This is a genomic window from Nocardia tenerifensis NBRC 101015 (assembly GCF_000308715.1).
GTDB classification, from domain to species: Bacteria; Actinomycetota; Actinomycetes; order Mycobacteriales; family Mycobacteriaceae; genus Nocardia; species Nocardia tenerifensis.
Window position 1 is genome coordinate 1 of record NZ_BAGH01000554.1, and the last position, 12297, is coordinate 12297.

Below are 12297 nucleotides of genomic sequence, written 5' to 3' on the forward strand. Positions count from 1 at the left end.
GTCGCACCATCGAGCCGTCCGGTCAGCTCACGGCCGACCTGCTCGAGATGATCCAGCACTCGCCGCAGTTCAGCGTCGGCTTCCTCCGCATGCCGCCGGTATGACTCGTCCACCTTCGCGAGCTCACGCGCCAATGCCTCATCGATGCGCGAGTGCGGCGTCGCCGAATCCGCTTCCGGCGCAAGCTCGCCCGCGTCGAGCTGTCCGGCCAAGTCGCGCCCGACCTGATCGAGATGGTCGAGCACCCGTTGCAACTCGGCGTCGGCCTCCTCGGCATGCCGCCGATACGACTCATCGAGCGCGACAACCTCGCGCGCCAACGCCTCATCGATCCGCGAGCGCGAATCCGGCCGAGTATCCGAACTCGGTCGAGCGCCCGGCGTTTCAGGCTCGTCGCCGACGGGCTCTTTCGACGCGCGTTCCGACTTCTCTACCGATTCGCCAGGCTGCTCCGGAACACGCTGTCGCACAGTCTCATCCGTGCCACCGTCCGTACGCGTTCCGTCACCCGATCGGTGCCCGTTCTCGCCGACCGGAAGTTCCGCCGCACCCCCCGACCCCGGCTTCCGAGGCGAAGGATCGCCGGACGACGCAGGAGCGGAACCGTTTTCCTCGGGACCGTCCAACCGGGGCGGAGTCCCACCCGCACCGGGCTTCCCGGCATGGTCACCCGGCGGCACCTGTTCGGGAGCCCGGTAGAACTGGTCGGCCAGGTCGGCGAGCTCCCGGATCCGCTCCGCCCGCTGCCGCACCTCGTCGCGCATCTTGGCGATCTCCGCGGCCAGCTCCTTGGGGCTCAGCCCCTCGTGCTTCTCGATCTTGCCGTCGCGATACGCCTCGTACACCTTCCGGAAGGTCGCGTCGTCGGCCCCGGCGAGGTCGACGCCGACCAGGCGCGCCCAGTCGCGGTTGGGATCGGGCCGGCCACTCTCGGCGTCGCTGTCGCGATCCCAGGTGCCGTCGCCGTCGGGGCGGCGTGGATGGTCCGCGAGGGTCTGCCCGAAATCGAGCGGATCACCGGAACCCAGTGCGTCGCCGATGATGTCGCGCAACGCGTGGATGGCCTCGGGATCGTGGATGGGCGGCTCGCCGGTCACGCGCGGATCGGCGGACAGATCGCCGCGCGGCACCTCGGAGTACGGGTCCATCTTCAGCAGCGCGCCGGCGTACTCGGTAAGCGCGTTCTTCAGCAGGTCCTGCTTGCCGTCGCGCTCCATCTGCGCGAACAGCTTGCGCAGTTTCTTCGGGTCGAGGCTGTTCGAGTCCAGCCCGTGCACGAGCCGGCCCGCGTCGTTCTTGTGGTATTTCGGCGGGAACAGCTCCGACGGCTCGACGCCGAGCCGCTTGGCCAGCTGGTCGCGGGCGGCGACGAAGCCGGCCGGATCGAGATCGCGCAGCTGTTTGGCGTACGCGACCAGGTCGCCGACCTGCTGGGCGCGCAGCGCGTTTCGGAACGAGTCGTCGGTCAGCGCGTCGGCGAGGCTCTGCGGGGTCAGGTCCGCCTCGGCGAGGCGCAGGCGCGTGGCCAGTTGGCTGCGCGCGTCGCTGATGTCGTTGAACGACTCGATGTCGTTCATGGAGCGGGCAAAGTCGGCGAGCGCCTCGATCTGCCCGGCTCGAACGGCGTTGTCCAGCTTCAGATCCGCGATCGTCTGCGCCAGCCGATCCGGGTGCAGGGCCTCCGGCCGCAGCCCGAGTTCGCGCGCCAGGTCGACCAGGTCCGCGAGAACCTCGGTGCGTGGCCGCGGCGGAGCCTGCGGCGCCTCCGTCGCCGGCTGCGTGTGCGGCGCGTCGTTGTCGAGCACGACCGGCCGCCACTGACCGTCGCCGTCACGCATCAGCGTCACCGCGAGGTCGCGCCCGTTGATCGTCTCCCGGTGGTGATAGACGTCAGGCGTCTCGACCGGCTCCAGGTGGATACGGCCGTTGCGATCCGTGCGCGCCTTGTGGAAATCGACCTCGACCTCGCCGCGATTCACCGCCTGCGCGAGATCCGGGTTGTCGGCGAGCACGCGGGCCAGCGCGGCGGCACGATCCTGTGGTCCGTCGATGACCACTAGCCGATCCGGCACGCCCTCGCCGACCGGGAGCCGCACGACCTGGTCGCCGAACGGTTCGCCGACCGGTGGCTGGTCATCGGACTCGGGGTGCAGACGGATCTCGGCGGCGTCGGCGAGTTCGGCGATCCGATCGGAGCGCGCCTGATTCGCGGCGCGCAGTTCGTCGATTCGCTGCGTGGTCACCGAGTCGATGTCGAGCCCGAACATCTGTGCCCAGGTGGACAATTCGTCGCGCAGCTGGTCGCGGCGCAGGGCGTGTTCGAAGTATGCCCGCGGCCCTTGGTCGCGGCCGAGTTCGTTGTCGTCGGGCCCGATATCGCCCCACTCTTTCAGTGGGTCCGCGCCGTTGCCGACCGGCGTGTAGTGCTGCACGCCGGGCGCGCCCTCGAAGGCCGCGTTGATCTCCTTGAGGAAGCGGCCCATCGGGTTCTCGTCGAAGAAGCTGACCTCGTCGGAGTACGGGATGGGCCGTCCGGCCGGGTCGGGTTCACCCCGGCGGACGGGGCGATGACCGTCCTCGAACTCGTCCTCGTCGAGGAAGAAGTCCTCGTCGTCGGCCTCGTGCCTGCGCGCGTCGGGGCCCTCGAGCTCGCCGGGTCGCCGGGTCGGTTGCTCGTCCAGCGCCGGGCGCGAATCCTGGCCCGCCACATCCCCTTTGGTGTAGGGCCTGGTCTGTTCCTCGTTGTACCGCCGGTGCGCGTCGGCGAGTCCCTCGATCGCCGCGGCCTCGCGCAGCGCGCGGTACTCCTGCTCGTCGATGACCCGGCGCACCGTGGCGGGGTCCTCGTCGGGCAGGTCGAAGCCGAGGCGGTCGGCCAGCTCGGAGAGCGACTCGTGCTCGGGCGGTGGGCCATCCGGCTCGGGGGTGGGCTCGGGGCGTTCGGGCGGTTCCTGCTCGAGCACCCTGGCCTCGTCCTCGGAGACCAGACCCAGGCGCTCCATGTCGTCGACGATCCGCTGACGCTGCTCCGGATCCGACTGGGACAGAGCGTCTTCTAGCACCGCCCTGGCCTCTTCGTCGGAAATTCGCCCCACCTCGAAGAGATCGGTGATGGTCTCCCGCACGAGGTCGGGGTCGGCGTCGCTGACCCAGAACCGGTACTCCTCGCCGTCCGCGGTGCGCGGCGCCACGAAATCGCCTGCGACGTCGGGTGTTCGGCCCGAGAGATGGCCCAGGATCGGCAAGTGCTCGCGGTTCTTCCAGATCGTCGCGCCCTCTTTCAGGATGCGAGCGACGTTGGGCGCCTTGTCCGACGACTCCGGGGCCGGCCCCACGTGCGGGACATCCGGCGACGACGGCACGTGCGGTGTCTGCGGGGGCGGCGAATCGAAAAGGTGTGGCGCGTTGGCGACTCCGTCGCGCAGGGCGGTCTGACCGCGTCCGTCCTCACCCGAGCCCGAGGGGTATTTGGGGTTGTCGCCTTCGTAGCCGCGAACGTAGGTCCGGTCTCGAAAGCGTTCCCACGCCCGCCGAACCGGCGACTTCTTCTCGACCTCGCCCGATCCCTCCTGCCGCGCGGGCGGCTCGCCCTCGTCGGCGGGCACCGCACGCCACCGGTCCTCGCCGTCCGGATGCAGGGCGAGGGGCACCTGCTCGCCGTCGACGTCGACGGTGAGCGGATGGGCGTCGTCCGCGAGCACGATCGAGTCCGGCTCCAGCGCCGGCGGAGCCCCGGAGTCGTTGTCGGAGTTGGACGCTGACTTATCGCCCGGATCGTCGGGCGAGGCGGGCGACGGCAGTTCGGTGGGTGGCTTCTTGCCACCGCCGTCCGAGCCCGCGGCGGGATCGCCATCCGGCGGCCGCTGCCCGACACCGACTTTGCGGAGTTCCGAGTCGTCGCGGAGTTCCGCATCATCGCGCAGTTCCGAGTCATCGCGCAGTTCCGAGTCGCGCGGCGACGCATCGGCCTCCCCGTGCCGCTGCGGAACGCCGTTCTCGTCGAACACGATCGTGCGGGTGCGCCGCACGGGGTAGTCCCCGTCCGGCAGTATCGGCGGGAAACCGTGTCGGAGACCGGCCGTCAGATCGCGCACCACGATCTCACCGTTCTCCTTGACCAGCACATACGCGTGCGCGCCCACGTTGTGTTCGTCGACCCTGCCGTAGATGTCGATCACCAGCGCGGCCGCACCGTCCGGCCGCTCGATCCGGTTCCCGTCCGCGTCGAGGATCGGGCGCCCGTCCGGCGCCGTCTCATACATCAGGGCGTCGCGAATCTCGGTGTGATCTCCCACATCTCGCAGCGGCGCGTGGGCAGCCTGCTCGATCTCGCTCTGCTGCACGCCATCCAGACCGATTTCCCTGGTCGGGATGTCGATCACGTCGCTGCCGGTGAGCTGACGGATCAGTTCGAGGCTGCGGATCGCGCAGTCGCGCGGATGCTCGGGGTCCAGCGGGTCCAGCCGCGCGGCGGTGTGGTCGTCGTCGGCGCCCGTGACCGGCTCCGCAGGCGCGGTCCGATCTCCGCGCGCGGTGTCCGCACCGGTCGCCGCGGCCAGTGGCACCGGCCCGACGACGTCGAGCGGGGTCGGGCCGTCGCCCGCGCTTCGAGGTTGCGTGCCGTCCGCAGGATCGACCGCCTGCCGAAGTTTGGCGGAGTCGTCCGCCACCGAACCCGCTCGCGGCGCGTGCTCGCCGCTGGAACCCGATTGCAGAGCCGACTGATGATTGCCCGCTCGGGGCGTGTCCGCGATGCCGGTGCGGCTCGGCGCGCTGCTGCGCGGTGCGGTGCCGTCCCCGCGTACATCGCCGGCTCGCGACCGGTCGGCGGAGGGGCGCGCCTCAGCCGGGCGGCCATCCGGAGTTCCGGCCCGAGGTTGTTCGACGCGCGGCGCGTCCGACGCGGTGTGCGCACGCACCTCCGCGGATGCGGGCCGCGAGGGGCTGGAAGCCGCTGGCGTGCTCCGGCTTTCGCCGCCGGGCGCAGGGTTTACCGACGCAGGTTGCGCGGGGCCGGCGCCTTGGTTGGTGACAGGCGAGGCATGAGTCGTGTTGCCGGCCAGTCCGTTATCGACATTGCGAACCGAAACCGGCTCATTGCCGGTCGAAGTGGCGTCGATCCGACCGTCGGAACCAGCTCCGTGCACGGCATCGCTTTGCGGTGCGACACCCGCTCTCTGAGTCGCGGCATCGCCCGAATCGGCGAGCGCCGCTGTGTGTTCCGGCCCTGCCGCAGCGCGGTCGGGAGTTGCGGCACCGTCGACCGACCGGGTAGCGCTGCCGTCACCGGCTCGGGCCTGCGTTTCGCCCTCGGCACGCGTGGCCGTTGTCGATTCCCCGTCCGCCCCCTTGCCCGTCGCGTCGCCGGCCCGACCCGGGCCCTCGCCCGAACTCCGACCCTCTCCCGCGTCACGATTATTCGTGCCGGTCTCGGCAGAGTTCCGATTCTCGCCCGCATCACGACCGTTCGTGCCGGTCTCGGCAGAGTTCCGATTCTCGCCCGGGTCACGACTGTTCGCGCCGGTCTCACCAGAGTTCCGGTTCTCGCTCGACCCTCGGTCAGCACCCTCACCCGAGTTCCGGCCATTGGTTCCGGTCTGCCGGGTCCCGGAGTCTCCCCCGGTGCCGCGACCGTTTCCGTCGGCGCCCGCCGGCCGGGTCGCCCCACCGTCGCCGACCGTGCCGCGGCCGCTACCGTCCCCCGCACCCGCGGGCAGCCCGGCACCGTCGGGCCGAGGACCAGTGCGGGTACCGTCGCTCGAATTCGCACCGCCCGGATTGACGACGTCATCGAAGCGGGCCCCGAAATCGGGGCGATTGAACAGGTTCGGCCGCATGCTCCCCCAAGCATGCTGCGCCCCAACCTTGTTCAGGCCCGACATCGCGCCGTTCGACGCGCCCGCAGTGAACATGCGCCAGTCGACCTGGGTGTTCTTCAGGTTGGTCCACGCATCGCCCCAGCCGTTGCGCGCGGCGTCGATGCCGAACTGCGTGCTGGTCGCGGCGACGAAGCCCGCACCGGCGCCGACCAGGCCCGCGGCGGGACCGGTGATCGCGGCGCGCATCCACGGCTTCATCTCCGAGCTGAGCCGGTGGCCGAGCCAGTCCCCGAACGGGCCCGCCGCGGCGCCGCCCGCCGCCGAACTCACCGCGGTGACCGCGACCTGGTCCCAGTTGATCGATTTACGGTGCCCGTGGTCGACCTGCCACTGCTGGACGCCGAGTTCTTGAAGCGTGCCGAGCACCGTGTCGATCGCGACGTGCCGCAGCATGAACTTCGCGAGTTTCGACGCGACGAGTTTGCCGACGTGCCGGATGATCGCGGAGACCACGCGCTGCCCGATGATCCGCACCGCCACCCGGGTGAGCCCGATGGCGGCCGCCTCTACCGCGGGCGCGGTCGGCGGAAAGATCCATGCCGCAGCGATTTCCGCGGCCAGCAGACCGAGCGAGGACCAATACATCAGCTTGGCGTACTCGATCTCGGTGCCGACGCTGTAGGCCGACTCGCCGATCTGGTCGAAGAGCTCGGCCAGCTTGTTCAGCGACTGGTCCTTGTCCGAACCGTCGCCTGACCGCAGGCTGTCGAAGCCCTTGATCATCTCCTCGACGCCCTCGCCGTCCGGGTAGGCGGTCAGCGAGGCGTTCTTCGCCGCGTCGATGTCGTTGAGGATGGTGCGCAGCTCCGCGGCGGCAGTGTGCCAGTCCTGGGCGAGGGCCCACATCTGGTCCTCGTTGCCCTCGGGCCACTCCATGCCGACAATCGGTTCGAGCCACTCCAGGTAGCCCGGCAGTTCGATCATGTTCGACTATTCCGATATCAGCGGCCGCGACGCCCGTGCCGCCGCGCGTGGCGAGCGACCCGGGCGGGTCCGGTCGTCATCGATGCACGAACCGTGGGTCAGCGGAAACCGTCGCGGTTGTCGTGCTCCATTTTCTCCAGCAGCTTGGCGCTCTTGGTCTGCCCCGCCGAGAAGTTGTCGAGCGAGCCCGCGATGTTCTGCGCGCCGGTGATCATGTTGTCCCGCGACGAGGTGTAGCCGCCGGAGCCGTCCGGCCCGTTGGCGAAGTTGCGGCCGAGAGTGTCGTTGCCCCAGGGGTTTCCGCGTGCGTTGATCGATGCCTGCAGGGTGTGCAGCACCGTGTTGATCCGGTCGCGCGCGTACCCGGTCTTGTTCGCCGCCTTGAAGAACAGATCCGAGTCGTACTGGACTTTGTCCGCCACCGCGTTCCCTCCGCGTATGTGCGGTCGACCCGCACCCACATCAGCTCGTACACATCCGACGATGACAGCCGTTGGCAACTCCCCTGTTGCTCGCACATGAACGGAAAGTGCCGCGACAGTTACATGCGACAACCGGGTACACCTAGTCGTCCATCCGACGAAATGTGCTATGCGAGTGCATGTTCCGGGAGCGGCGAGGCGGTGGACGAGAACCGCAGACGACGAGGTCACCGGCCGAATCGGACGGGATATGCGCGGATTGCCGGGCCGCACACCGGACTCGAGCGCGGTAAGCCATGCCGTACGGGAATGATTGTGAGGCAAGACATTGCGACAGCAGAAACTGAATGGCAAACGCTACGGCTAACAGTCAGTGCTCGCACTGAATGAAGGCAAAGAAACCTCAACCACATCCGGCATCTATTGCCCTGCGGGAGTGGCCGGACATCCCAGAAGAACCGGCCCTCAGGTCCCGGGGGCATGCGCAGATTGGCGTCGCTTTGTGCATGCCCCCAGATCCCACCTAGAACGTTACACCAAAGAACGTACCGCTGTCGAACGGCAAGTTCCGTGACGGATACCCGTCCCGCGAGCCGTCAAGGCCTACTGACCGGACAGCTCCTCACCGAGCTGCGCGATATCGCGTTCGAGATACCGCGCGACGAAACGATTGACCAGCTCAGCCGCGGTCTGCCCCGGCACGGCCCGCACGACGGCCACTCGCTCCGCAAGCTCGGCCCGGTCCTGCGACGTGCGCTCGGACTGCCGGAACGACTGCCAGGCCGTCCGCTCGAACACGTCGACGAAGCGACGGGCGATGCGGTCGCAATCATCCCGCAACCGCTCGACCTCATCGAGCACCTGCGCGGGCGAGGCCCCCGCCGCGGCCAATTGCTCCGCGATGCGGACCAGCTGATGATCGGCCACGAGGTAGGTGGCGGCGTCGAGCGGCTGGTACATCCCGGTCGCGACGGCCCGCGCGAGGCCATGCGGAACCTCGCGGTAGCGATCCGCGAGTTCCGTTGCGGCAACGACCCTTTCGCTGACCGGCGGCATCACCGCGGGATCGCTCGGCGCCTCGGCCTCGGCGGCGGCGCCGGGCTGATCCAGCGCCTCCGGCTCCGGGACGCCGAGGATGTCGCCGAGGTCGTCGCCCCGGTCCCACGCCTCGAGCAGCTCCCTGATGCCGTTCAGCTTGATGCCTCGATCCAGCAACCGCCCGATGGTGCGCACCCGGTTGAGATGGTCGGACCCGTAGAACCCGGTGCGCCCCTTCACCTGCGGCGGCGGCAGCACGCCGCGCTCGTGATAGACGCGCAGGCTCCGCACGGTCGTGCCGGCCTCACGCGCCAGCTCGTCGATCGTAAACTCCGTACCCGCTGCCATATCTCAAGGAAACCACACCGTAACGCGCCGTGATCGCAGGTCCGCGAGTGCGGTAGTTCACCGGTTTCCCGCCTCGCCTGGACAAATGACCAGTCATCGAACGGCGCTACCTCGCCCGATCCGCGCGCGCAACCCCTTGTCGCCCAAGATGATTGCCGCTCGATAGCCGAACCCGGCGCGTTTCATGACGATTGCGTTTCATGAGATGACAACTATGTACATCTATTGAACGTGCCGTTAAACAACGGTACGTTACTGAGCGATATGACTGCCGTCACATGAAAGGCCCAGGCATGACCATCGTTCGACCTCCCACACAGACGCAGGAGCCGGCGCCGGCCGCACGGGCCCTGCATGCTGAGGACGCGGGCTACCACAAGGCGCTGCGCCCACGCCAACTGCAGATGATCGCCATCGGCGGCGCGATCGGCACCGGGCTGTTCCTCGGCGCGGGCGGCCGGCTGAAAGACGCCGGAGCCGGGCTCTTCCTGGCGTATGCCGTGTGCGGCGTCTTCGTGTTCTTCATCCTGCGCGCGCTCGGCGAGCTCATCCTGCACCGCCCGTCGTCGGGCTCGTTCGTCTCCTACGCCCGCGAGTTCTACGGCGAGAAGCTGGCTTTCGGCGTCGGCTGGATGTACTTCTTCCACTGGTGTATGACCGGCATCGTCGACATCACCGCGATCGCCACCTATGTCCACTACTGGGGCAGCATGCAGGTGATCCCGCAGTGGACGATCGCGCTCATCGCGCTCGCCCTCGTGGTGAGCATCAACATGGTGTCGGTGCGCTGGTTCGGCGAGATGGAGTTCTGGGCGGCGCTGATCAAGGTGGTCGCGCTCATGGGCTTCCTGATCGTCGGCACCATCTTCCTCGCAGGCCGGTTCCCGATCGAGGGCGCGAGCACCGGGATCAGCGTGATCAGCCAGCACGGCGGCCTGCTCCCCAACGGCACGATCCCGCTGGTGCTGTCCACCACCGGCGTCATCTTCGCCTACGCGGCGGTGGAACTCATCGGCACGGCCGCGGGTGAGGCGGAGAACCCGGCCAAGATCATGCCGAGGGCCATCAACTCGGTCATCGCCCGCATCGCGGTGTTCTACGTCGGGTCGCTGGTCCTGCTCTCGCTGCTGCTGCCGTACACCGCGTTCAAGTCCGGTGAGAGCCCGTTCGTCACCTTCTTCTCCAAGATCGGCGTCGGCGGCGCGGGCACCATGATGAACCTGGTCGTGCTGACCGCGGCCTTCTCGAGCCTCAACGCCGGCCTGTACTCGACCGGCCGCATCCTGCGCTCGATGTCGATGAACGGCAGCGCCCCGGCCATGGCGTCGCTGATGTCCAAGCGCGGCGTGCCCTACGTCGGCATCCTCGCCACCGGCGCGGTGGCGCTGATCGGCGTCGGCCTCAACGCCCTCGTCCCGGAGAAGGCCTTCGAGATCGTCCTCAACATGTCGGCCCTCGGCACCATCACCGCGTGGGCGGCGATCGTGCTCTGCCAGCTCAAGCTGTGGCGCTGGGCGCGCGAGGGACGGATGGCGCGCCCCTCGTTCCGCTTGATCGGCGCGCCGTACACGAGCATCGCGACGCTGGTGTTCCTGGCCGCGGTCGTGGTGCTGATGCTCTTCAGCAAGAGCGAGGTGCAGCGTGGCGCGGTCATCGCGATGGTGGTGATCATGGTGCCCGCCATGGTCGTCGGCTGGTTCCTGGCCCGACGCCGGGTCATGCATCTCGCGGCGGTGCGCGAGGGCTACACCGGAGCGTTCCCCGTGGTCGCCGAGCGCCCGCTGGAGCATCGCGACCCACGCATCACCGATATATCCCGCGCAAGCAACAGCACGGCAACGCGCGATGAGGCAGAATCGCGCTGAGGCCGATCTGACCCGCCCGCTCCGCCGCAACGGTTGTCATCGGTGCCGCGGAGCGGAGCGGGATCGGCCCGCTGTTGAACGCGTGGCGCGGAGAGGGTCGAATGCCGGAACACCCCAGTGGCTCCGAGAACATTCGCCCGACCGCTCAGTCGAGCACGCTGATCGAGGATCCCACCGACGTGACATACCGGGCCCCGTACCCGTGGGCTACCCGACGGGCCTCGCCGGCCGAGACCAGCCCGTGGTCGTCCGACGAGGACGACCCGCTGCTCTCGGAGGCCGAGCCCGGCTCCGAGCGGAGCGTCCGCTCTCGGCCGAGCGTGCGCAGGCTCAGCGCGGGACTCGTCGATCTCCCCCGCGTCTCACAGGTCGACCCCGCCACCGCGATACTGCGCGACCCCGAGGTCCCCGAGGACAAGCGGTTCTGCTGGAAATGCCAGCAACCCGTCGGACGCTCCACGGGCGACGGACCCGGCCCCACCTCCGGCAAATGCCCGAAGTGCGGATCACCGTTCAACTTCCGTCCGCTGCTCTCCCCCGGCGAACTGGTGGCCGACCAGTACGAGGTGCAGGGCTGCCTCGCCTACGGCGGCATGGGCTGGATATTCCTCGCCCGCGACCGCAATGTCAGCGACCGCTGGGTGGTGCTGAAGGGGCTGCAGAATCCGCTCGACTTCGAGGCGCACGTCGTGGCGCTCGCCGAGCGCCAGTTCCTGTCGGAGATGGCGCATCCGGGGATCGTGAAGATCTTCAACTTCGTCAAACATCGCTCGGCGGAAGGGGTTCCGTGCGGGTACATCGTGATGGAGTACGTGGGCGGGCAATCGCTGAAGGAGATGCTCGATCTCCGCGCACCCGAACGCATCCCCGTCGCCGAGGCCATCGCCTACGTGATGGAGGTGCTGCCCGCGCTGGACTACCTGCACTCGTTCGGCCTGGCCTACAACGATCTGAAGCCCGACAACATCATGGTCACCGAGGACGAGGTCAAACTCATCGACCTCGGCGCGGTGGCCGCCAGGGAGTCCGGCGGCAGCCTCTACGGCACGCTCGGGTATCAAGCGCCCGAGTTCACCAGCACCGGCCCGACCGTGGCCTCCGACATCCACACGGTCGGACGGACATTGGCCGCGCTCACCCTGAACATGCCGACGGAACGGTTCGGCCCGAAGCTGCCCGGCATCCCCTCCCCCGACGAGGAGCCGGTGCTGCGCCGCTACCCCGCCTTCCGGCGGCTGCTGCTGCGCGCGACCGATCCCGATCCGGCGCAACGCTTTCCGACCGCGTACGCGATGTACCGCCAACTCGCCGGCGTGCTGCGCGCGGTCCTCGCCGAGGACACCAACCGTGAGTATCCGCAGACCTCCGCCGTATTCGGCTCGCCGCGCGGCGATTTCGGCATCGACACGCTGATCCGGCAGACGGACGGCGTCATCGAGGGCGTGCATCGCGCGCCCACCCTCGACCCGCCGAGCATCGTTGCGGCACTGCCCGTTCCGCTCATCGACAGCGAGGACCCGAGCGCGGAGCTGCTGACCCCGCTGCTGCACGGCGATCCCCGGCAGACCCTGGACACCCTGCGGCAGAGCACCGCCGACATGAGCGCGGGCGCCATCGGCACGCCCGAAACCTTCGAGCTGGAAGGCGCTTTGACCGCCGTCCGGGCATACCTCGATCTCGGCGAGGTCGAGCAGGCACGCGAGCACCTCGCACGGCTGCTACCCGCCTACCGCACCGACTGGCGAATCGATTGGTACACCGGCATAGCCGAGCTGTCCTGCGCCGAATACGAACGGGCATATGACCATTTCGATCGCGTCC

At 68.8% G+C, this 12297-nt stretch carries 5 protein-coding genes; 2 read left to right on the top strand and 3 right to left on the bottom strand.

Annotation, left to right across the window (positions count from 1 at the left end):
• The 3 genes from ON39_RS36410 to ON39_RS36420 all read right to left on the bottom strand — a co-directional run.
• On the bottom strand, positions 1–6803 hold a 6803-nt coding region (locus ON39_RS36410; RefSeq protein WP_040740945.1), incomplete at its 3' end, for a WXG100-like domain-containing protein.
• Between the two features lie 98 nt (positions 6804–6901).
• Complete coding sequence (locus ON39_RS36415; protein ID WP_040740946.1) at positions 6902–7225, bottom strand: hypothetical protein; 324 nt, start codon at positions 7223–7225, stop codon at positions 6902–6904.
• Between the two features lie 603 nt (positions 7226–7828).
• On the bottom strand, positions 7829–8611 hold the full coding sequence (locus tag ON39_RS36420) for a MerR family transcriptional regulator (protein ID WP_040740948.1): 783 nt from the start codon (positions 8609–8611) through the stop codon (positions 7829–7831).
• A 293-nt stretch (positions 8612–8904) separates the two neighbouring features.
• On the opposite strand from ON39_RS36420, the gene ON39_RS36425 reads away from it, so the two are divergent.
• Together ON39_RS36425 and ON39_RS36430 are read left to right on the top strand one after the other, a co-directional pair.
• Positions 8905–10476 carry an amino acid permease gene (locus tag ON39_RS36425; protein ID WP_040740949.1) on the top strand — a complete coding sequence of 524 codons (1572 nt, stop codon included), beginning with the start codon at positions 8905–8907 and terminating at the stop codon, positions 10474–10476.
• A 101-nt stretch (positions 10477–10577) separates the two neighbouring features.
• Positions 10578–12297, top strand: a 1720-nt coding sequence (locus tag ON39_RS36430; protein WP_040740951.1) for a serine/threonine-protein kinase, incomplete at its 3' end; no start/stop codon positions are given.